Annotated in this window: 22 protein-coding genes; 15 read left to right on the forward strand and 7 right to left on the reverse strand. The window is 58.3% G+C overall.

Translation table 11 applies throughout. From position 1 onward, the window contains the following. A complete protein-coding gene (mepM, locus tag ACMGGK_RS09585; RefSeq protein ID WP_028127477.1) occupies positions 1 to 1,323 on the forward strand; it encodes a murein DD-endopeptidase MepM in 1,323 nt (440 codons plus the stop codon). Positions 1,324 to 1,473: 150 nt separating this feature from the next. After that, a complete protein-coding gene (gene lpxM / locus ACMGGK_RS09590) occupies positions 1,474 to 2,442 on the forward strand; it encodes a lauroyl-Kdo(2)-lipid IV(A) myristoyltransferase (RefSeq protein ID WP_016927441.1) in 969 nt (322 codons plus the stop codon). 49 nt (positions 2,443 to 2,491) lie between these two features. On the opposite strand, the gene ACMGGK_RS09595 is transcribed toward lpxM, so the two are convergent. From ACMGGK_RS09595 to ACMGGK_RS09605, 3 genes are all read right to left on the reverse strand, one after another. After that, positions 2,492 to 3,373: a leucine-rich repeat domain-containing protein gene (locus tag ACMGGK_RS09595; protein ID WP_049299180.1), complete on the reverse strand. Its 882-nt coding sequence runs from the start codon at positions 3,371 to 3,373 to the stop codon at positions 2,492 to 2,494. Positions 3,374 to 3,458: 85 nt separating this feature from the next. Next, positions 3,459 to 4,901: a pyruvate kinase gene (gene pyk / locus ACMGGK_RS09600; RefSeq protein WP_004932339.1), complete on the reverse strand. Its 1,443-nt coding sequence runs from the start codon at positions 4,899 to 4,901 to the stop codon at positions 3,459 to 3,461. Positions 4,902 to 5,090: 189 nt separating this feature from the next. After that, positions 5,091 to 5,963, reverse strand: coding sequence for a MurR/RpiR family transcriptional regulator (locus ACMGGK_RS09605; protein ID WP_016927443.1), 873 nt, complete (start codon positions 5,961 to 5,963; stop codon positions 5,091 to 5,093). Positions 5,964 to 6,410: 447 nt separating this feature from the next. Here ACMGGK_RS09605 and zwf point away from each other — a divergent pair, with 447 nt between their 5' ends. The 4 genes from zwf (at position 6,411) to mdtI (ending at position 9,915) form a co-directional block, all read left to right on the forward strand. Continuing rightward, positions 6,411 to 7,886 (forward strand): glucose-6-phosphate dehydrogenase, encoded by a 1,476-nt coding sequence (zwf, locus tag ACMGGK_RS09610; protein ID WP_028127476.1) that lies wholly within the window; start codon positions 6,411 to 6,413, stop codon positions 7,884 to 7,886. Positions 7,887 to 8,036: 150 nt separating this feature from the next. Next, positions 8,037 to 8,678 carry a bifunctional 4-hydroxy-2-oxoglutarate aldolase/2-dehydro-3-deoxy-phosphogluconate aldolase gene (locus tag ACMGGK_RS09615; RefSeq protein WP_197789173.1) on the forward strand — a complete coding sequence of 214 codons (642 nt, stop codon included), beginning with the start codon at positions 8,037 to 8,039 and terminating at the stop codon, positions 8,676 to 8,678. 552 nt (positions 8,679 to 9,230) lie between these two features. Continuing rightward, on the forward strand, positions 9,231 to 9,599 hold the full coding sequence (mdtJ, locus tag ACMGGK_RS09620; protein WP_004932327.1) for a multidrug/spermidine efflux SMR transporter subunit MdtJ: 369 nt from the start codon (positions 9,231 to 9,233) through the stop codon (positions 9,597 to 9,599). Then, complete coding sequence (gene mdtI, locus ACMGGK_RS09625) at positions 9,586 to 9,915, forward strand: multidrug/spermidine efflux SMR transporter subunit MdtI (RefSeq protein ID WP_016927446.1); 330 nt, start codon at positions 9,586 to 9,588, stop codon at positions 9,913 to 9,915. Before mdtJ ends, mdtI begins: the two co-directional genes overlap by 14 nt. A gap of 61 nt (positions 9,916 to 9,976) precedes the next feature. On the opposite strand, the gene ACMGGK_RS09630 is transcribed toward mdtI, so the two are convergent. Further along, positions 9,977 to 10,321 (reverse strand): RidA family protein, encoded by a 345-nt coding sequence (locus tag ACMGGK_RS09630; RefSeq protein WP_015378124.1) that lies wholly within the window; start codon positions 10,319 to 10,321, stop codon positions 9,977 to 9,979. Between the two features lie 133 nt (positions 10,322 to 10,454). Here ACMGGK_RS09630 and ACMGGK_RS09635 point away from each other — a divergent pair, with 133 nt between their 5' ends. The 5 genes from ACMGGK_RS09635 (at position 10,455) to rnd (ending at position 16,944) form a co-directional block, all read left to right on the forward strand. After that, positions 10,455 to 12,371 (forward strand): ATP-dependent DNA helicase, encoded by a 1,917-nt coding sequence (locus tag ACMGGK_RS09635; protein ID WP_028127475.1) that lies wholly within the window; start codon positions 10,455 to 10,457, stop codon positions 12,369 to 12,371. 79 nt (positions 12,372 to 12,450) lie between these two features. After that, positions 12,451 to 13,152: a tRNA (adenosine(37)-N6)-threonylcarbamoyltransferase complex dimerization subunit type 1 TsaB gene (gene tsaB, locus ACMGGK_RS09640; RefSeq protein WP_049299182.1), complete on the forward strand. Its 702-nt coding sequence runs from the start codon at positions 12,451 to 12,453 to the stop codon at positions 13,150 to 13,152. A 100-nt stretch (positions 13,153 to 13,252) separates the two neighbouring features. Then, positions 13,253 to 13,843, forward strand: a complete 591-nt coding sequence (locus ACMGGK_RS09645; RefSeq protein WP_016927449.1) for a Slp family lipoprotein — start codon at positions 13,253 to 13,255, stop codon at positions 13,841 to 13,843. A 209-nt stretch (positions 13,844 to 14,052) separates the two neighbouring features. After that, positions 14,053 to 15,741, forward strand: coding sequence for a long-chain-fatty-acid--CoA ligase FadD (gene fadD / locus ACMGGK_RS09650; protein ID WP_016927450.1), 1,689 nt, complete (start codon positions 14,053 to 14,055; stop codon positions 15,739 to 15,741). An 81-nt stretch (positions 15,742 to 15,822) separates the two neighbouring features. Beyond that, complete coding sequence (gene rnd / locus ACMGGK_RS09655; protein WP_016927451.1) at positions 15,823 to 16,944, forward strand: ribonuclease D; 1,122 nt, start codon at positions 15,823 to 15,825, stop codon at positions 16,942 to 16,944. Positions 16,945 to 17,181: 237 nt separating this feature from the next. Here the strand turns inward: rnd and minE are convergent, their stop codons facing one another. From minE to minC, 3 genes are read right to left on the reverse strand one after another with little or no spacing between them, the layout of a single operon-like run. Beyond that, positions 17,182 to 17,451, reverse strand: a complete 270-nt coding sequence (gene minE, locus ACMGGK_RS09660) for a cell division topological specificity factor MinE (protein ID WP_004932303.1) — start codon at positions 17,449 to 17,451, stop codon at positions 17,182 to 17,184. 3 nt (positions 17,452 to 17,454) lie between these two features. Then, the gene (gene minD / locus ACMGGK_RS09665; protein ID WP_016927452.1) at positions 17,455 to 18,267 is read right to left on the reverse strand and encodes a septum site-determining protein MinD; all 813 of its coding nucleotides are present in this window, start codon (positions 18,265 to 18,267) and stop codon (positions 17,455 to 17,457) included. A gap of 25 nt (positions 18,268 to 18,292) precedes the next feature. Further along, the gene (gene minC / locus ACMGGK_RS09670) at positions 18,293 to 18,988 is read right to left on the reverse strand and encodes a septum site-determining protein MinC (RefSeq protein WP_420276851.1); all 696 of its coding nucleotides are present in this window, start codon (positions 18,986 to 18,988) and stop codon (positions 18,293 to 18,295) included. Between the two features lie 136 nt (positions 18,989 to 19,124). On the opposite strand from minC, the gene ACMGGK_RS09675 reads away from it, so the two are divergent. The 4 genes from ACMGGK_RS09675 to ACMGGK_RS09690 all read left to right on the forward strand — a co-directional run bounded on the left by ACMGGK_RS09675 (position 19,125) and on the right by ACMGGK_RS09690 (position 21,732). Continuing rightward, complete coding sequence (locus ACMGGK_RS09675; protein WP_004932294.1) at positions 19,125 to 19,397, forward strand: YcgL domain-containing protein; 273 nt, start codon at positions 19,125 to 19,127, stop codon at positions 19,395 to 19,397. A gap of 28 nt (positions 19,398 to 19,425) precedes the next feature. Further along, positions 19,426 to 20,448, forward strand: coding sequence for a lytic murein transglycosylase (locus ACMGGK_RS09680; RefSeq protein WP_049299183.1), 1,023 nt, complete (start codon positions 19,426 to 19,428; stop codon positions 20,446 to 20,448). A 58-nt stretch (positions 20,449 to 20,506) separates the two neighbouring features. Further along, complete coding sequence (locus ACMGGK_RS09685; protein WP_049299184.1) at positions 20,507 to 21,163, forward strand: fumarylacetoacetate hydrolase family protein; 657 nt, start codon at positions 20,507 to 20,509, stop codon at positions 21,161 to 21,163. Between the two features lie 122 nt (positions 21,164 to 21,285). After that, positions 21,286 to 21,732, forward strand: a complete 447-nt coding sequence (locus ACMGGK_RS09690; RefSeq protein WP_004932284.1) for a YcgN family cysteine cluster protein — start codon at positions 21,286 to 21,288, stop codon at positions 21,730 to 21,732. Positions 21,733 to 21,763: the final 31 nt, after the last annotated feature.

Raw genomic sequence — 21,763 nt, forward strand, 5'->3', positions numbered from 1 at the left:
GTGCAGCAGATAGTCCGAACTATCGCTCTGGCGTATAACAACCTGCCACGGCCCCACCGCGTCATGCTGGGGTCGCTGACAGTCGTCACATTGGCCGTCGCTGTTTGGCGGCCTTTTGTTTACCACCCAGAACACAACCCCATCGCCAAGAGCGTCGAGTTAGAATCCAGCCAGATGCGGTCATTGCTCCCCGAAGCCAGTGAACCGATAGATGCCGACCAACCCACCCCCGATGACGAAATCCCGCAGGATGAGCTGGATCAGAAAGATGCCGGCGACGACGGCGTGCATGAATATGTGGTTTCCACCGGTGACACCCTTGGCAGCATTCTGACGCAGTACGGCATCGATATGTCGGATGTCACCTTGCTGGCTTCGCAAAACCGCGATCTGCGTAATCTGAAGATCGGCCAACAGCTGTCGTGGACCGTGAACGATGCGGGCGATCTGCAGCAGTTGACCTGGGAAGTTTCGCGCCGCGAAACCCGCACCTATGACCGCGTCGGCAATAGCTTCAAAGAGTCTAAAGAGGCGCAGCAGGGCGAATGGCGCAACAACGTGATCAGCGGCCGGGTCAACGGCAGCTTCGTCAGCAGCGCCGGCGACGCCGGGCTGAGCCGTAACGAAATCAATGCGGTGATCAAGGCGTTGCAGTGGCAGCTCGATTTCCGCAAGCTGCGCAAAGGCGACCAGTTCTCCGTGCTGATGTCGCGTGAGCATTTCGACGGTAAGAAATCGCAAAGCCAGCTGTTGGGCGTGCGTCTGCGCACCGGCGGCAAGGATTACTATGCGATCCGCGCCGAAGACGGCAAATTCTACGATCGCCAGGGCTCTGGCCTGGCGCGCGGCTTCATGCGTTTCCCGACCATGAAGCAGTTCCGCATCTCCTCCAACTTCAACCCGCGCCGCGTGAACCCGGTGACCGGCCGCGTGGCGCCGCACAAGGGCGTCGATTTCGCCATGCCGGTCGGCACGCCGGTGCTGGCGGTCGGCGACGGTGAAGTGGTGATCGCCAAGCGCAGCGGCGCAGCGGGCAACTATGTGGCGATCCGCCACGGTCGCCAGTACACCACGCGTTATATGCACCTGAAAAAACTGCTGGTGAAACCAGGGCAGAAGGTGAAACGCGGCGATCGCATTGCGCTCTCCGGCAACACCGGCCGCTCCACCGGGCCGCACCTGCACTTTGAACTGTGGACCGGCCAACAGGCGGTGAACCCGCTGACGGCCAAGCTGCCGCGTTCTGAAGGGCTGGGCGGCAAAGACCGCAGCGATTATCTGGCGCAGGTGAAGGAAGTGGTTCCTCAGCTGCAACTGGATTAACGTCCCCCTTTTTCCGGCGCTTCGGCGCCGCTAATTTCATCGGCCTGATTGCGGGCCGATGCTGTTTTATCTGGGCGGTTCGCGGTTGTTAATTGCAAAATCGGTGCTGGCAATTATGATTAGCCGAATCGCTAAGCCAAGAGCATGTGCATGCAAAACGAGAAGAAATCGAACGTAGAGTTCATCCCGCAGTTTCAAAAAGCCTTTTTATACCCGCGCTACTGGGGCGTGTGGTTGGGAACCGGCCTGATGGCCGGCGTTTCGCTGGTGCCTGCGCGTCTGCGCGATCCGGTGCTGGGGGCGGTCGGCAAACTGGCCGGCAAGCTGGCGAAAGGAGCGCGCCGTCGTGCCCGCATCAACCTGCTGTATTGCTTGCCGGAATTGCCGGAAAGCGACCGTGAGCACATCATCGACCAGATGTTTGCCTGCGCGCCGCAGTCGATGGTGCTGATGGCGGAATTGGCCTGTACCAAGCCCGAGAAAGTGCTCAAGCGCGTGCGTTGGCACGGTGAAGAGGTGTTGGACAAGATCCGGGCTGAAGGGCGCAACGTGATTTTTCTGGTGCCTCATGGCTGGGCGGTAGATGTGCCGGCGATGTTGATGGCCGCGCGCGGCCAACCGATGGCGGCGATGTTCCACAACCAGCGCAATCAGCTGATCGACTACCTGTGGAATGCCGTGCGTCGTAAATTCGGCGGCCGCATGCACGCGCGCAATGACGGCATCAAACCGTTTATCAGTTCGGTTCGGCAGGGATATTGGGGTTACTATCTGCCCGATCAGGATCACGGCGCTGAGCACAGTGAGTTTGTCGACTTCTTCGCCACCTATAAGGCGACGTTGCCGGCGGTCGGGCGGCTGATGAAGGTATGCCGTGCGGCGATCGTGCCGCTGTTCCCGGTGTACGACGGCAAAACCAGCATGCTGGATATCTATATTCGCGAGCCGATGGACGATCTGGCCGACGCTGATGACCCACGGATTGCCCGCCGTATGAATGAAGAAGTGGAAAACCTGGTGGGCCCGAATCCGGAGCAGTACACCTGGATCCTCAAACTGCTGAAGACGCGCAAGGAAGGGGAGATTGAACCCTACTCGCGCGACGATCTGTATCGTTAATCCTTTCTACCGCTAACGCCGGTCGGGCTACACCCCGGCCGGCGTCACTTCAGATGTGCACCATACAGCCGCGAGCCCGCAGGATCTCAATGACGTTGGGCGTGTGGGTGAAATCATTCCAGCGCAGATCCAGCTTGCGCAGCCGGCTCAGTTCGCCGAGACTTTCCGGCAGGTCGCTCAGGCGGTTGGCGCGCAGATCCAGGCTTCTCAGCGCCGTCAGCTCACCGATATTTTTCGGCAGGCGCGTCAGCTGATTGAAACGCAGGTTCAGCTCGCTCAACCGCGGCAGCCGGCAGAAGGCTTCCGGCAGTTCGGCGATGGCGTTGTTGGCCGCGTCGAGTATCTCAAGCTCGCCGAGCAAAGCCATTTCCGCCGGCAGCGTGGTCAGGGCATTTTTCATGATATGCAACTCGCGCAGCGCGCGCAGTTGCCCGATTTCGTCGGGCAGGCTGCGGATGCGATTGTTGTATAAACGCAGCTCCTGCAATGCCGCCAGCCTCGGTATTGCCTGCGGCAAGGCGGTCAGCTGGTTATCGGTCGCGTTGAGGTAAACCAACTGCTGTAGCTGCGCCAGCGAGTGCGGCAGATCGCTAAAGCCGTTGTCGCTCAGATAGAGGTATTTCAACCGGTGCAACTGCCCCAGTTCCTCGGGGAGTTCGCTTGCGCGATTGTGGCCAAAGTCGAACATCTCAAGCTGTTGCAACTGGCCAATCTCCGGCGGCAGGCGGTCGAGCTGATTGCAGGAGATGTTCAACACCTGTAGATTGCGGTGCCGGAAGAGGGGGGCGGGGATGGCCGCCAACTGATTATCATACAGGCTTACCTTGCGCAGCGCGTGGCCGGCTAACTGTGACGCGTCGAGCTGTGTCAGGCCGTGGCCATCGAGATCGAGCTCATCACCGCTCGCTGCGGGATTGCGTTGGTGGAGCATGGTGTTCTCCGTCGTTTATGGCGGTACCGGGGCAAAAAAAATGCCGGCCAACGTGAGCCGGCCGGCATGTCGTCTGCGGTGTGGATTACTCGACGCGCAGAATACGGCTGGTATTGGTGGTGCCGACGGTTTCCATCACGTCGCCCTGGGTGACGATCACCAGATCGCCGGAGACCAGGAAGCCTTTGTCGCGCAGGCGATTGACCGCTTCATTGGCGGCGATCACGCCGTCTTTGTGGCTGTCGAAATACACCGGTGTCACGCCGCGATACAGCGCAGTCAGGTTCAGCGTGTGCTCATGGCGCGACATGGCGAAGATCGGCAGGCCGGAGCTGATGCGCGACATCATCAGCGCAGTGCGGCCGGATTCGGTCATGGCGATCAGCGCGGTGACGCCTTTCAGGTGGTTGGCGGCATACATCGAAGACATGGCTATCGCCTCTTCGATGTTGTCGAACTGTACGTCCAGGCGGTGTTTGGAAACGTTGATGCTCGGGATCTTCTCGGCGCCCAGACAAACGCGCGCCATCGCCGCCACGGTTTCCGCCGGGTATTGGCCAGCGGCGGTTTCCGCCGACAGCATGACGGCGTCGGTGCCGTCCAGCACGGCGTTCGCCACGTCCATGACTTCGGCGCGGGTCGGCATCGGGTTGGTGATCATCGACTCCATCATCTGGGTCGCGGTGATCACCGCGCGGTTCAGAGTGCGGGCGCGGCGGATCAGTTTCTTCTGAATGCCGACCAGTTCCGGATCGCCGATTTCGACGCCCAGGTCGCCACGGGCAACCATCACCACGTCGGAGGCCAGAATAATGTCGTCCATCGCTTCGTCGGTGCAAACCGCTTCGGCGCGCTCAACCTTGGACACGATCTTGGCGTTGCAGCCCGCATCGCGCGCCAGGCGGCGGGCATAGTTCAGGTCTTCACCGGTACGCGGGAAGGAGACCGCCAGGTAGTCGACGCCAATCTTGGCGGCGGTCACGATGTCCGCCTTGTCTTTTTCGGTCAGGGCTTCGGCCGACAGGCCACCTCCGAGTTTGTTGATGCCCTTGTTGTTGGACAGCGGGCCGCCGACGGTCACTTCGGTAAACACTTTCATGCCCTGAACTTCGAGCACTTTCAGCTGAACGCGGCCGTCATCGAGCAGCAGGACGTCGCCCGGCACCACGTCGGCTGGCAGGCCTTTATAGTCGATACCGACTTTTTCTTTATCGCCTTCGCCTTTTGACAGGTTGGCGTCCAGCAGGAATTTATCGCCCACGTTGAGGAAGATTTTGCCTTCCTTGAAAGTGGAAACGCGAATTTTCGGCCCTTGCAGATCGCCGAGGATAGCGACGTGACGCCCCAGTTTGGCAGCGATTTCGCGCACTTTGTCAGCGCGAGCCTGGTGATCTTCCGGGCTGCCGTGGGAGAAGTTAAGCCGAACTACGTTGGCGCCGGCGGCAATGATCTTTTCCAGATTATTGTCGCGGTCTGTAGCCGGACCCAGGGTGGTAACGATTTTGGTTCTTCTGAGCCGTCTGGACATGTATTACTCCGTTGACTGGTGAAGCAAATATTGGTGTTGCGATAACGTCGGATAACGAAACCAGGCGTGAAATGTAATTTTACAACACTGATATTTCACCCGGGTTACCCGCATGAGCATGTTAACAGGGTACCGCCTCTGATGCCGTCATTCAAATGTCTGTTGAACGGCGATTTTTTCTTCGTCGGGTCACGAATCAAAACTGTTGGGAATGACCACGCCTTTATCAAAGCGCGATTCTTTGAGCGCTTCTTTGACCCGCTTCAAGTTATCTCTGAATTTAGCCCCTCGGCGCAAGGTAAATCCGGTGGCGAGCACGTCAATGAGCGTTAATTGCGCGATCCGCGACACCATCGGCATGTAAACGTCGGTGTCTTCGGGCACGTCGAGCAGCAGGGCCAGGGTCGCCGCCTGGGCGAGCGGGGTGTCGCGCGAGGTGATAGCCAGTACCGTGGCGTCGTTCTCCCGCGCCAGGTGGGCCATCTCCACCAGATTCTTGGTGCGGCCGGTGTGTGAGATCAGCACCACCACGTCGCCTTCGCCGGAGTTCATGCAGCTCATGCGCTGCATGACGATGTCATCGAAGTAGACCACCGGAATGTTGAAGCGGAAAAATTTGTTCATCGCATCGTGCGCCACCGCCGCGGAGGCGCCCAGCCCGAAGAAAGAGATCTTTTTTGCCTGGGTGAGCAGGTCAACCGCACGATTGATTGCGGCAATATCCAAATTTGCCTTTACTGTATCCAGGCTGGCCATTACCGATTCGAAGATCTTGCTGGTATAGGAATCGACGCTGTCATCTTCCTCAACGTTACGGTTTACGTAGGGCGTGCCGTTAGCCAGGCTTTGGGCGAGATGCAGTTTGAAATCGGGAAAGCCTTTGGTATCAAGGCGGCGGCAAAAGCGGTTGACGGTAGGTTCGCTGACGTCGGCCATGCGCGCCAGCGTGGCGATGCTGGAGTGAATGGCGGTCTGCGGGGAGGCCAGGATCACCTCGGCGACTTTCCTTTCAGATTTGCTCAGGCGTTCCAGATGGCTCTGGATTTTGTCCAGCGTATTCATATAACGAGAGTCACTCATGGTTTTATCCCTGTGGCTTTCAAGCAACAGCGTCGAATTTCGCCCGTGTTCGCCGTGCAAGCAGACGCCAAACGAGCGGCTGTAACCTGGAATCGATAGGGTATGTCGATTTCAAACAAAGGAGAAATCAATGCCGGTTTAGTGAAAATATACTACGTGCTGGTAACCGTTGGCAGTCTCGACACGGCGTATGCAGGGTTTTTTCACCAGAATATGACCTGTGTCTAACTTTCATAATGGTAACAGAGCGTCAAAAAAGACGAAAAATTACAGTTTTGCCCGTGGTGAGGGCGTTGGCGTAGATTGGCGCTTTCCACTGGAATCTTGAGGCCTTTTTTTCTGCTTTGCTCCGGGTTTGCTGGCCGTAGTCAAACAGAGTACATTAGTAATGTAAGAAAATTACAAATATCCTGCAACGAGGAGATGAACATGGCGGTAACCTCTACAGCCCAGGCGTGTGACCTGGTTATTTTCGGCGCGAAAGGTGATTTGGCGCGCCGTAAGCTGCTGCCTTCCCTGTACCAGTTAGAGAAAGCCGGACACATCCACCCGGATACGCGGATCATCGGCGTCGGCCGCGCGGAGTGGGATAAACAAGCCTATACCGAAGTGGTCAAGGAAGCGCTTGGCACCTTCATGAAGGAAAAACTGGATGATGAACTCTGGGCCACGCTAAGCGCGCGCCTGGACTTCTGCAACCTGGACGTCAACGACAGCAAGAACTTTACCAAATTGGGTAAAATGCTGGATCAGAAGCACCGCACCACCATCAACTACTTCGCCATGCCGCCAAGCACCTTTGGCGCCATCTGCAAAGGGCTGGGCGAAGCCAAGCTGAACCATGAGCCGGCGCGCGTGGTGATGGAGAAACCGTTGGGCACCGATCTGGCGTCCTCCCGCGTGATCAACGATCAGGTGGCGGAGTTCTTCAATGAGTCCCAGGTCTACCGCATCGACCACTACCTCGGCAAAGAGACGGTGCTGAACCTGTTGGCGCTGCGTTTTGCCAACTCGCTGTTCGCATCCAACTGGGATAACCGCACCATCGATTCGGTGCAGATCACCGTGGCGGAAGAGGTGGGCATTGAAGGGCGCTGGGGCTATTTCGACCAGGCCGGCCAGATGCGCGACATGATCCAAAACCACCTGCTGCAGATCCTGACCATGATCGCCATGTCGCCGCCGGCGGATCTGACGACCGACCGCATCCGCGACGAGAAGGTCAAGGTGCTGCGCTCACTGCGCCGCATCGATCAGACCAATGTCCGGGAAACCACCGTGCGCGGTCAGTACACCGCCGGCTTCGTCCAGGGCAAGAAAGTGCCGGGTTATCTGGAAGAGGAAGGGGCGAACAAGAGCAGCAGCACCGAAACCTTCGTCTCTATCCGCGTGGATATCGACAACTGGCAGTGGGCCGGAGTGCCGTTCTACCTGCGTACCGGTAAACGTCTGCCGACCAAATGTTCGGAAGTGGTGGTGTACTTCAAAAACCCGCCGCTGAACCTGTTCAGCGATTCTTACCAGCAGTTGCCGCAGAACAAGCTGACCATCCGTCTGCAGCCGGATGAAGGCATCGAAATTCAGGTGCTGAACAAGGTGCCGGGGCTGGATCACAAGCACCGTCTGCAGACCACCAAGCTGGACCTGAGCTTCTCGGAAACCTTCAACCAGGAGCACGTGGCGGACGCCTACGAGCGCCTGCTGCTGGAGACCATGCGCGGCATTCAGGCGCTGTTCGTGCGCCGCGATGAAGTGGAAGAAGCCTGGAAGTGGGTCGACTCCATCATGGACGCATGGAAAGCCGACAACGAGGCGCCTAAGCCTTATCAGGCGGGCACCTGGGGGCCGGTGGCCTCGGTGGCGATGATCACCCGTGACGGCCGCTCCTGGAACGAGTTCGAATAATACGTAATGCCGGCGGCCTGTCTGCCGGCTTTTTTTTGCCTGCGATCTGCGCGTGGGCCACATCACTTACGGTACGGCCGGACGTCCGCGCATGCGGAGCCCTGTGGCAGGGGCGTGCCATTGTTAACCGCGAGTAATGGAGAAATAACGATGAAAAACTGGAAAACCAGCGCCGAGCAGATCCTGACGGCGGGGCCGGTGGTGCCTGTTATCGTGATCAACAAGCTGGAGCAGGCGGTGCCGCTGGCGAAAGCGCTGGTTGCCGGCGGCGTGCGGGTATTGGAGGTGACGTTGCGCACCGCCTGCGGGCTGGAGTCTATCCGCGCTATCGCCAAAGAGGTGCCGGAGGCGATCATTGGCGCCGGTACGGTGATCAACCCGCAGCAACTGCGGCAGGTGACCGAAGCGGGGGCGCAGTTCGCCATCAGCCCGGGGCTGACCGAAGCCTTGCTGCAGGCGGCGACGGCGGGGTCAATCCCGTTGATCCCGGGCATCAGCACCGTATCTGAACTGATGCTGGGCATGGATTACGGCCTGCGCGAATTCAAATTCTTCCCGGCGGAAGCCAACGGCGGCGTGAAGGCGCTGCAGGCGATCGGCGGCCCGTTCCCGCAGGTGCGCTTTTGCCCGACCGGCGGCATTACGCCGAACAATTACCGCGATTATCTGGCGCTGAAAAGCGTGCTTTGCATCGGCGGTTCCTGGCTGGTGCCGGCGGACGCGCTCGAAAAAGGCGACTATGCGCGCATCACTGAACTGGCGCGCAGCGCCGTCAGCGGAGCCGCGTTGTAACCCGCACCAGGCCTGGGGTTGGCGCTTATTTGCGCACCCGCGAATACCGCAAGGCTCAACGCTCCGTTGGGCCTTTTTTAATTTTTATCGTGATTAACTTTCTTATTTTTAACCCGTTTTTTTCTGCTTTTTTATGAAAACGGCAGTTTGCTTTCTTATTTTGGCTGTGGTAAAAATATCTCAGTTGAAAATTTTACTTTTATGAGGATATTGGGCAAATCGCACGGTGTGCGGCTGATAATAGAGAACTATTATGATGACTATTAACGGAACTACCCTCAGAACCTCTACGTGCCAACTCTTCCTGTCTGCGATCCTTGCCAGTGAGCATCACTGGTGCAGCGAACTATAGCGTCTTTCTCCCTTAACCGGTGCTGGTAGCGGGCTTACGCCTTCGCTCTACCGTTCAGCCGGGCAAACATTCTTTTTGCGTTTGGGTCAGTTTATCCCCAGGGATCTCTGCGTCTTGCGCGCCGTACTGCGGCCGTTCGACGAGATAAATCGGGATAAATATGCCTTGGCGCGCGTTATTCGCCGTTTGGGAGAAAAATTATGATTTATTGGATCTTTTTAGGTTTGGCCATCATGACCGAGATCATCGGCACCTTGTCGATGAAATACGCCAGTGTCAATGGCGGCATGATCGGGCATATCGTGATGTACGTGATGATCACCGCGTCTTATGTGTTGCTGTCGGTGGCGGTAAAACGCGTGGCGTTGGGCGTGGCTTATGCGCTGTGGGAAGGCATCGGCATTCTGTTCATTACCCTGTTCAGCGTGCTGTGGTTCGACGAGCCCATTTCGGCGCTGAAGGTACTGGGTCTGGCTACGCTGATCGCCGGCATCATGCTGGTGAAATCCGGCACTCGCAAAGAGCGAAAACAGGTCAGCCCGCGAGGTGACAACCATGCAACAGTTTGAGTTGTACCACATTGGGTTCCTGGGATTGGCCATCGTGCTGGAAATCATCGCCAACATCTTCCTGAAGATGTCGGACGGTTTCCGTAAAATTTGGCTGGGATTGCTGTCGCTGCTGTCGGTGCTCGGTGCGTTCAGCGCCCTGGCGCAGGCGGTGAAGGGCATCGATCTGTCAATCGCTTACGCGTTGTGGGGCGGTTTCGGCATCGCCGCCACCATCGCCGCAGGCTGGATCATGTTCGGCCAGCGGTTGAACGCCAAAGGCTGGATTGGCCTGGCGCTGCTGTTGACGGGGATGGTGATCCTCAAACTGTCCTGATAGCGGGCAATAAAAAACCGCAGGCGTTGCCGTCTGCGGTTTTTTTTCGTCTGCGCGTGGCTTACAGCGCGGCGATGATTTTGATTTCCACCTTGTACTTCGGATTCATCAGCTGCGCCTGCACGGTGCAGCGTACCGGCGCGCTGCCGGCAACGACCCAGGCGTCCCAGGCGGCGTTCATCGCGGCGAAGTCGGCGGTATTGGCCAGGAAAATGGTGGCATCCAGAATACGGCTTTTGTCCGAGCCTACGCGCGCCAGCAGCACGTCGATGGCGGCGAGGGCGTTGGCGGTCTGCGCGGTCGCGTCATCATCCAGGTTCTCCGGCACGCTGGTGTAGTAAACGGTTTCGTTGTGCACCACGGCTTCGGACCAGCGCTGATCGGGATCAATTCTTTCGATATTCATTTGCTTATCTCCATATCATAGTCCCGTTAAGGGTAGCACAGCCGGTGATGAAAAAGCGCGGCGATAAAGTGGGTGGTAGCCGGGCGGCAGGCTTGGCATAATCACCGCTGAATGACACCGGCAGAGAGACAGCGTGACAGACGATTTTGCAACAGACGGCGCATTGGCGCAGGCTATCAAGGGATTCAAACCGCGTGAGCCGCAGCGGCAGATGGCGCAAGCCGTCACCGAGGCGATCAATTTCAAGCAGGAACTGGTGGTGGAAGCCGGCACCGGCACCGGCAAAACCTTCGCTTATCTGGCGCCGGCGCTGCGCGCCGATCGCAAAGTGATCATCTCGACCGGTTCGAAAGCGTTGCAGGATCAGCTGTATGCGCGCGATCTGCCCACCGTCGCCAAGGCGTTGAAGTACAAAGGCAAGCTGGCGCTGCTGAAGGGGCGCTCCAACTACCTGTGCCTGGAACGGCTGGAGCAGCAGTCGATGGCCGGCGGCGAACTGGCGGGGCAGACGTTGATCGATTTGGTGCAGCTGCGCAAGTGGTCGTCACAGACCAAAGAAGGCGACATCAGCACCTGCAGCGAAGTGGCGGAAGACAGTTTCGTTTGGCCATTGGTGACCAGCACCAATGACAACTGCCTGGGCAGCGATTGCCCGCTGTATCAGGATTGCTTCGTGGTCAAGGCGCGCCGCCGTGCGATGGATGCGGATGTGGTGGTGGTGAACCATCACCTGTTCCTGGCGGATATGGTGGTGAAAGAGGGTGGTTTCGCCGAGCTGATCCCGGAAGCCGAGGTGATGATTTTCGACGAGGCGCACCAAATCCCCGACATTGCCAGCCAGTATTTCGGCCAGCAGCTCACCAGCCGCCAGCTGTTGGATCTGGCGAAGGATATCACCATCGCCTACCGCACCGAGGTGCGCGATGCCGCTCAACTGCAAAAAAGCGCCGACCGTCTCAGCCTGAGTACGCAAGATTTTCGCCTGAATCTGGGAGAGCCGGGGTTCCGCGGCAATCTGCGTGACGTGCTCGGCGAACCCAACGTGCAGCGCGCTCTGTTGCTGCTCGATGATGCGCTGGAGCTGTGTTATGACGTGATGAAGCTGTCGCTGGGGCGTTCGGCGCTGTTGGACGCCGCCTTTGAGCGCGCCACGCTGTACCGCGCGCGCCTCAAACGCCTCAAGGCGGTGACGGAACCGGGCTACAGCTATTGGTATGAGTGCAATTCGCGCCACTTCGTGCTGGCGCTGACGCCGTTGACGGTGGCCGACCGGTTCCGTGAAATGCTGGACGAGAAGCCGGGCAGCTGGATCTTTACCTCGGCCACGCTGTCGGTCAACGATCAGCTGGGCCACTTCACCGAACGGCTGGGGCTGACCAAGGCCAAAACGCTGCTGCTGCCGAGCCCGTTCGACTATGCCAAACAGGCGTTGCTGTGCGTGCCGCGCTTTTTGCCTTCGCCGAATCAGCCCGGCGGGGCGCGCCAGCTGGCGCGCATGCTGCGGCCATTAATCGAAGCCAACAACGGCCGCTGCTTCTTCTTATGCACCTCGCACCAGATGATGCGCGAGTTGGCGGAAGAGTTCCGCGCCACGATGACGCTGCCGGTGCTGTTGCAAGGGGAAACCAGCAAAGGGCAACTGCTCGCGCAGTTCGTTGCCGCCGGTAACGCGCTGCTGGTGGCGACCAGCAGCTTTTGGGAAGGGGTGGACGTGCGTGGCGATGCGCTGTCCTGCGTCATCATCGATAAGCTGCCGTTCACTTCACCGGACGATCCGCTGCTGAAGGCGCGCATTGAAGATTGCCGCCTGCGCGGCGGCGACCCGTTCAATGACGTGCAGTTGCCGGATGCGGTCATCACCCTGAAACAGGGCGTCGGCCGTTTGATCCGCGACACCGACGATCGCGGCGTGCTGGTGATTTGCGATAACCGTCTGGTGATGCGTCCTTACGGCGAGGTGTTCCTCAATAGCCTGCCGCCCACGCCGCGTACCCGCGATCTGAAGCAGGCCATCGCCTTCCTGCAGGCCGCCGATGCGTCGGCCACGTGAAAGATGAAGGGCTTACGGGGCTGTGCTACAATGCGCGCCCTGTATGAAAAACCCAGTTTTATTCCCGCCAGAGGTTGGCATGTCCACGCGAATTTTAGCGATCGATACCGCGACGGAAGCCTGTTCCGTCGCCGTCTGGAATCAAGGCGAAACCCACGCCCTGTTTGAGCTGTGCCCACGTGAGCATACGCAACGAATTTTACCTATGGTGCAGCAGGTGCTGGCGGAAACCGGTCTGGCGCTCAACCAGCTCGATGCGCTGGCCTTCGGTCGCGGCCCCGGCAGCTTTACCGGGGTGCGCATCGGTATCGGCATCGCTCAAGGCCTGGCGCTGGGCGCCGATCTGCCGATGATAGGCGTTTCCACGCTGCAAACCATGGCGCAGGGCGCCTGGCGCGTCAGCGGCGCGGAGCGCGTGCTGGCGGCGATCGATGCGCGCATGGGTGAAGTTTACTGGGGGCAGTTCGAGCGCCAGGCGGACGGCAGCTGGTTGGAAAGCGAAGGCGAGGCCGTGCTGTCGCCGGCGCAGGCGCTGGAGCGTGCGCAGCGCCTGCAGGGCGAATGGGCCCATGTTGGCACCGGGTGGCAAACCTACCCCGACTTGGTCAAGGGTTCCGCGTTGAGCCTACGTGACGGCCAAATGCTGTTGCCGCAGGCGCAAGACATGCTGCCGCTGGCGCTGCAAGCCTGGCAAGAAGGGCTGGCGGTAGCGGTGGAAAACGCCGAGCCGACCTATCTGCGCAATGAAGTCACCTGGAAAAAACTGCCGGGCCGCGACTGATCGCGGCGTATTGTGCTGATGTTGATGCCGGGCGATGAGGGGCTGCAACTTGAACGATGAAACGCGGTCAAAGTTACAGCCATTTCAGGAGATTGCGACCATGTTAATCCGCACTGCAAGTAAAAAGCTGTCGCTGCTGGCCGTCGCCTGCGGCGCGCTGGTTTTATCCGGGTGCGTCACCGTACCGGATGCGATCAAAGGCTCCAGCCCTTCGCCGGTGACTCAGCTTTCCTCGGTACAAAATGCACCCAACCTGTTTACCGGCGCGGAAGCCCGTTTCGGCGGCACCGTGGTAAACGTCGCCAACGAACAAGGGCGCACGGTGCTGGAGATTGCGGCGGTGCCGCTCGACAGCGGTGCGCGGCCGATACTGGGCGAACCGTCGCGCGGCCGCTTGCTGGCCACGGTAAACGGCTTCCTCGAACCGGTCGATTTCAAAGGCCAGCTGGTGACCGTCGTCGGCGCCATTACCGGCCTGAAAGAGGGGCGAATCGGCATGACGCCGTATCGCTTCGTGACGATGAACGTGACCGGTTTCAAACGCTGGCATCTGGTGCAGCAGGTGGTGATGCCGCCTGCGCCAATGGGCCCCTGGGGCTGGCGCGGAGGTCCGTGGGGACCCGGTTGGGGCGCAGGCTATGGCTGGTATAACCCTGGCCCGGCACAGGTGCAAACCATCGTAACCGAGTAGCATACGCTTGATGTGAACACATTTGACAGGGCGGCTCAGGCCGCCCTTTTGTTTTTTGGGATAAGGAATATCCGACAATTAGTGACGTACATCGCAACCTGAATAATGTTTAAAACCCGAACTGGTCTGCTGAGTTAAAATATTGTTATGGTTAGGCTGCGAGTTTGAGGGCTGCGATGATAATTAGTAATGATTTCAGGAGTAATACCTTGGATAAGGTCTGGTTAAAACGGTATCCGGCAGATGTGCCCGCAGAGATTGATGCCGATCGCTATTCGTCGTTGATCGAAATGTTTGAGCATGCCGTGCAGCGCTATGCCGATCAGCCCGCCTTTATCAATATGGGCGAGGTGATGACCTTCCGCAAACTGGAAGAACGCAGCCGGGCTTTCGCGGCTTACCTGCAAAATGAACTGGGCCTGAAGAAGGGCGACCGCGTCGCGCTGATGATGCCTAACCTGTTGCAATACCCCATCGCCCTGTTCGGCATTCTGCGCGCCGGCATGGTGGTGGTCAACGTCAACCCGTTGTATACCCCGCGAGAGCTGGAACACCAGTTGAACGACAGCGGCGCCAGCGCCATCGTCATCGTCTCCAACTTTGCCCATACGCTGGAAAAAGTGGTGTTCAACACTCAGGTCAAGCACGTGATCCTGACGCGCATGGGCGATCAGCTGTCGGCCGCCAAAGGCACGCTGGTCAACTTCGTGGTTAAATACGTCAAGCGCCTGGTGCCCAAATACAACCTGCCGGATGCCATTTCATTCCGCAGCGCGCTGCAGCGCGGCCGCCGTCTGCAATATGTAAAACCGGACATCATTAATGCCGATTTGGCCTTCCTGCAATACACGGGCGGCACCACCGGGGTGGCGAAGGGCGCGATGCTGACGCACCGCAATATGCAGGCCAACCTCGAGCAGGCCAAAGCCGCCTATTCGCCGCTGTTCCGCGAAGGGCAGGAACTGGTGGTGACGGCGTTGCCGCTGTATCACATTTTCGCGCTGACGGTGAACTGCCTGCTGTTTATCGATCTGGGCGGGCGCAATTTGCTGATCACCAACCCGCGCGATATTCCGGGGCTGGTGAAGGAGTTGGGTAAATACCCGTTCACCGCCATGAGCGGGGTGAATACCTTGTTCAATGCGTTGCTGAACAATGAAGAGTTCCACAAGCTCGATTTCTCTACGCTGCGTTTCTCGGTCGGCGGCGGCATGTCGGTGCAAAAAGCGGTGGCCGAGAAGTGGGAAAAAACTACCGGTAAACACCTGCTGGAAGGCTATGGCCTGACGGAGTGCGCGCCGCTGGTGGCCGGTAACCCTTACGATCTGAAACACTACAGCGGCAGCATCGGCCTGCCGGTGCCGTCGACGGACATTCGGTTGGTGGACGACAATGGCCACGATGTGCCGCCGGGCGAACCGGGCGAACTGTGGGTCAAAGGGCCGCAAGTTATGTTAGGCTATTGGCAGCGCCCGGAAGCCACCGACGAAGTGCTGAAAGACGGCTGGTTGGCGACCGGTGATGTGGTGACCGTGGACGAGCAGGGGTTTGTGCGCATCGTCGATCGCAAGAAAGACATGATCCTGGTCTCCGGTTTCAACGTTTACCCGAACGAGATCGAGGATGTGGTCAGCCAGCATCCGAAAGTGCTGGAATGTGCGGCGATCGGCGTGCCCAGCGAGGCCTCTGGCGAAACGGTGAAGATCTGCGTGGTGAAGAAAGACGCCTCGCTGACCAAGGAAGAGCTGTTGACCCATTGCCGTCGGCACCTGACCGGGTATAAAGTGCCTAAAATTGTTGAGTTCCGCGATGAACTGCCGAAGTCTAACGTCGGCAAGATTTTGCGGCGAGAACTGCGCGATGAGCTAAAAACGCCGAAGCCGGCCGATGCCGCCTAGGCGTCGCTCTCGCGCCTGACTATCAACAACGCCGGTGAATGCCGGCGTTGTTGTGTTTGAATCCTACAAGAGAATGATGTTTTGAATTATCAGTTGATCACTACCGATGCCGGATTGCAGCAGGTCTGCGAGCAGGCGAGAAAGCATGCCCAGATTGCGCTGGACACCGAGTTTGTCAGAACGCGCACCTACTATCCGCAGTTGGGCCTGATCCAGCTCTACGACGGTGAACAACTCTCCCTTATCGATCCTCTGCCGATCAAGCAATGGCAGCCGTTTGTCGACCTGCTGGCCGACACCGCCGTGGTGAAGTTCCTGCATGCCGGCAGTGAAGATCTCGAAGTGTTTCTCAACGCCTTTAAAACGCTGCCGACGCCGATGGTCGATACCCAGATCCTGGCGGCCTTTACTGGCCGGCCGCTCTCCTGCGGCTTCGCGACGCTGGTGGCGGAGTACATGAAGGTTGAGCTGGACAAGAGCGAGTCGCGCACCGACTGGCTGGCGCGCCCGCTGACCGAAAGGCAATGCGTGTACGCGGCCGCCGACGTGTTCTATCTGCTGCCGATGGCTAAACAGCTGGTGCAGGAGACCGAAGAGGCCGGTTGGACCGCGGCGGCCAATAACGAGTGCCTGCTGCTGTGTCAACGCCGTAGCGAGGCGCTGGCGCCGGAAGTCGCCTACCGCGAAATCAGCAATGCCTGGCAGCTGCGCCCGCGTCAGCTGGGGTGTTTGCAGAAGTTGGCGGAATGGCGGCTGCGCCAGGCGCGTGAGCGCGATCTGGCGGTGAACTTCGTGGTGCGTGAGGAGAACCTGTGGCAGGTGGCGCGCTATATGCCGTCTTCGCTGGGAGAACTGGATTCTCTGGGGCTGAGCGGGCCGGAGATCCGTTATCACGGCAAAACGCTGCTGGCGCTGGTGGCGGAGGCCGAAGCGCTGGAAGAGTCCGAGTTGCCGGCGCCGTTGGCCAACCTTATCGATCAGCCGGGCTACAAGAAGGTGTTCAAAGACATCAAGGCGGCGATCGCTACCGTCAGCGAGCAAAGCGGGTTGAGCAGCGAGCTGTTGGCATCCCGTCGCCAAATTAACCAATTGCTGAACTGGCATTGGAAACTGAAGGACGGCGAAAGTCGCCCTGAATTAATCAGCGGCTGGCGCGGCGATTTATTAATGGCGCCGTTGCAGGACATCCTGAAAGATTATTAATCGCTGATTATCACCTGGGCAGGGTAGGGAAACTCTGCTCGGGTGAATATAGGCAGGAAATAATGCGTTGAAGGTAAATCTGGCCAGAATTTACTTTAAACGAGGCGGCGGCCAAGTTAATTGGGAATAGTCCCAAAGGGAAAAATCGCTTTTTTGCTACCGATAAAGCTTAATAACTGGATGCACATACAGTTACCCCCTGCATAAAATATACAGGGGGTAATTAATGCGTCGCAATCATTTAGCTGCTTCTTCCGATTCCGGCAATGTCACGTTAAGTTCAAGTACCGAAATATCGTCCCCTTTCTGCTCGAACTGCACGTGCAGCATTTCAGGATCGATCTGAATGTATTTGCAAATAACCGCCAGAATATCGCGTTTCAGATCAGGCAGATACGGGGGCTCACTGTCCCCGCGGCGACGCTCTGCGACGATAATCTGCAGCCGTTCCTTGGCTATATTGGCTGTCTGTTTTTTGCGGGACAGAAAGAAGTCTAATAAGGCCATGGTTTATCCCCCAAAAAGGCGTTTCAGGAAACCCTTCTTCTCTTCTTCAATGAAGCGGAATGGGCGTTCTTCCCCCAACAAGCGGCAAACGGTATCGTCATACGCCTTACCGGCGTCTGACTCGGCATCCAGAATGACAGGCTCACCCTGGTTGGAAGCGCGCAGCACGGACTGGTCTTCCGGGATCACGCCCACCAGCGGAATGCGCAGGATTTCCAGCACGTCTTCCATGCTCAGCATGTCGCCACGGCTGACGCGGCCCGGGTTATAACGGGTCAGCAGCAGGTGTTCCTTGATAGGCGATTCGCCTTTCTCGGCGCGGCGTGATTTGGAAGAGAGAATGCCCAGGATACGGTCGGAGTCGCGTACCGAAGACACTTCCGGGTTGGTGGTGATGATAGCTTCGTCGGCGAAATACAGCGCCATCAGCGCACCGGTTTCGATACCGGCCGGTGAGTCGCAGACCACGAAGTCAAAATCCATCTCGCCGAGATCGTTGAGGATTTTTTCAACGCCTTCGCGGGTCAACGCGTCTTTGTCGCGTGTCTGCGAAGCCGGCAGGATATAGAGGTTTTCAGTGCGTTTGTCTTTGATCAACGCCTGATTCAGCGTGGCATCGCCCTGAATCACGTTCACGAAATCATAAACTACCCGACGTTCGCAGCCCATGATCAGGTCAAGATTACGCAGACCGATATCGAAATCGATCACGACGGTTTTCTTGCCTTTCTGGGCCAGGCCGGTAGCGATGGCCGCGCTCGAAGTGGTCTTGCCAACGCCCCCTTTACCCGATGTAACAACAATAATGCGTGCCATGAAATGGATTCCTTGTCAAAAGGGCTTAATTTAAAGGTTGTATGGTTAAAGCGTTATCCAACAGGCTGAGTCGTACGGCCTGCCCGACGTAATCGGACGGGATTTGGTCGCTCAACCAGTACTGCCCTGCGATAGAGACTAGCTCAGTCGCCAGGTGGGTGCAAAAAATCTGACATTGCGTGTCGCCTGACGCTCCTGCCAGTGCGCGACCGCGCATCATGCCGTAGACATGAATATTGCCGTCGGCAATCAGTTCGGCGCCGGCGCTGACGCTGCTGGTCACGATAAGATCGCTGTTGCGGGCGTAAATCTGTTGGCCGGAACGGACAGGCGTACTGATGATGCGCGTTTTGGCGGGGGCGTTATCCGCCACCACGGGCGCTGGCGCAGGCTCCGGCGCCGCCATTTTCTGGCCTTTGCCTTCGCTCAGCAGCGGCAGCCCGGCGCGGGCTATCGCGCGCTTTTGACGCTCATCTCTGCAACCGCTGATACCCACAACGCGCAGACCTGCCGCCGCGACAGCCTGTTGAAGTTCTTTCCAGTTCGCATCGCCTTCCAGCGTTGCGACGTTGATAACAACAGGAGCGTTTTTCAGAAAAGCGGGCGCTTGCTCAACTTTTTCCTGTAACGCCTGGCGTATTACCTCGGGCTGCGAATTATGCAAATGAACAACCGATAGGGTAAAACTGCTGCCTTTTAGCTCAATTGGCGATTGTGACATCTATCCTGACTCAGTCTCAGCAACTTTAAATCCCCGGAATACCACTCGGGGTGCGATATTCCGATGTACTATAAGCATGTTATAGTCAGAGTTATATCCAGGCAAGACGCTCCCTCAATTAAATAGAGTTAAAAAAATGCTTTGTGTGATCTATAGAAGCCCGAAACGCGATCAAACTTATCTTTATGTCGAAAAAAAAGACGATTTCTCTCGTGTGCCGGAAGAGCTGATGAAAAGTTTCGGCGTGCCGCAATTCGCCATGATGCTGTCGCTCGATGAGCGCAAGAAATTGGCCTCGGCGGATATCGAAAAGGTGAAGCAGGCGTTGAAAGACGAAGGCTATTATCTGCAGTTCCCGCCGCCGGTTGAAAACCTGCTTAATCAGCATCTGGCGGGCGATAAGGCCTGAGACAGTCGCCACGGCCAGGGGAGGCGCGATGACACGTTCGGCAAGAAAGACCGTATTGGCCGCCTGGTTGGCGCTGGGCGGAGTGCTGATGCCCGGCGCATCGCAGGCGGCGCAGGAGACGACGCTGGCGGCGAGCGGCCGCGATCCGGCGCAGTTCCCGGCGTATGTCGATCAACTTAAGCGCCGGGCGCGGGAACAGGGCATCAGTCAGGCGACTCTTGATCGCGCGTTTGCGCAAATCCACTTCGTCGATCGAGTGATCAAGGCCGATCGCAATCAGCCGGAGCAGAAGATCACCCTGGACGATTACCTGCGGCGGGTGATGTCGCCCGCCAAGGTGCGCCAGGGGCGAGAACGGTATCGGCAGCGCCATGCGCAATGGTTGCGGGCCAGCGAGCGCTATCGGGTGCCAGGGCGTTATATCATCGCGCTGTGGGGGATGGAGAGCGCCTACGGCAAGATTCAGGGGCGGGAAGACGTGGTGTCTGCGCTGGCGACCTTGGCGTTTGAAGGGCGCCGTGAAGCTTTTTTCAGCCAGGAACTGATGGCGGCGCTGCAGATAGTCGAGCAGGGGCACGTCGGCGATACGCCGCTGAAAGGCTCCTGGGCCGGCGCGATGGGGCAATGCCAGTTTATGCCGAGCTCCTTCTTGCGCTACGCGGCGGATGGCGACGGCGACGGGCGCATCGATATCTGGAACAACATTGACGACGTTTTCGCGTCTACAGCCAGCTATCTGTCCAAAGAGGGCTGGCAGCCCGGCATCGGTTGGGGGCGCGAGGTCAAACTGCCCGCCGGCTTCAATCCGACCGAACTGGGCCTGAAAGACGCGCAGGCGCGCAGCGTCAACGACTGGCAGAAACGCGGCGTGCGCCGTGCGGATGGCAGTGCGTTGCCGCATGCCGTGCAGCGCGGTTGGATTATCGCGCCGGATGATCTGCAGGGGCGGACGTTCCTGGTCTATGATAATTTCCGCACCCTCATGCACTGGAATCGCTCTTACTATTTCGCCCTCGCCGTGGGTATGATGGCAGACGCGATCGGGCATTGATCCGGCACACCAATAATCGGCTTGGCGCGCCAAGCCTCTACAGTTTGGGAGAAGCGGTATGTATCAACATAGAGACTGGCAGGGTTCGCTGCTCGATTTCCCGGTGAACAAGGTGGTCTGCGTCGGCAGCAACTACGCCGATCACATCAAGGAAATGGGCAGCGCGGCGTCCGTCGAACCGGTGGTGTTTATCAAACCGGAAACGGCGTTGTGCGATATTCGCCAGCCGGTGGCCATCCCCAAAGAGTTCGGTGCGGTGCATCATGAAGTGGAGCTGGCGGTATTGATCGGCACACCGTTGAAACAGGCCAACGAAGATCGCGTTGCGCGGGCGATCGCCGGTTATGGCGTGGCGCTCGATCTGACGCTGCGCGATCTGCAAGCGGGCTTTAAAAAGGCCGGCCAGCCGTGGGAAAAGGCCAAGGCCTTCGACGGTTCCTGCCCGATGTCGGGATTTATCCCGGTGGCGGAATTCTGCGATCCGCAAAACGCCGAGCTGTCGTTGACCGTCAACGATCAATTGCGCCAGCAGGGCAATACGCGCGACATGATCACGCCAATCCTGCCGCTTATCAGCTACATGAGCCGCTTCTTCACGCTGCGCGCCGGCGACATCATCCTGACCGGCACGCCGCAGGGCGTGGGCCCGATGGCCTCCGGCGACATGTTGAAAATCAGCCTGAACGGCAAAACGCTCAGCACCCGGGTGATCTGACCTCTCTTCGCCGCCGGCATCGTCGGCGGCGAAGCTTGCATCTTGCGGCTAATATGTCTATATAGTCCCCCCTCGAACCTGTGCGCAGGTGACTTATCCATTTACCGAAACCGGACGCTAACATGTCACAACTCGCTTTTTGGCAACAGAAAACGCTGGCGGAAATGTCAGAACAAGAGTGGGAATCGCTGTGCGACGGGTGCGGGCAATGCTGTTTGAATAAGCTGATCGACGAAGATACCGACGAGATTTATTTTACCAACGTAGCCTGCAACCAGCTCAACATCAAATCCTGCCAATGCCGTAACTATGAGCGGCGCTTCGAGCTGGAAGAAGACTGCATCAAACTGACGCGCGAGAACCTCACTACCTTCGATTGGCTGCCGCCGACCTGCGCCTATCGCCTGATCGGCGAAGGCAAGCCGCTGTTTCCCTGGCACCCGCTGATCAGCGGCTCCAAAGCGGCGATGCACGGCGAGCGCATCACGGTGCGGCATATTGCGGTGCGCGAGAGCGAAGTGGTGGACTGGCAGGATCATATCCTCAACAAGCCGGACTGGGCCAGATAACGCGGATGCCTTGACAGATGTTGCTCGGCAA

The organism is Serratia sp. BNK-33-b (assembly GCF_048684565.1).
In the GTDB taxonomy this organism is placed as follows: domain Bacteria; phylum Pseudomonadota; class Gammaproteobacteria; order Enterobacterales; family Enterobacteriaceae; genus Serratia; species Serratia marcescens.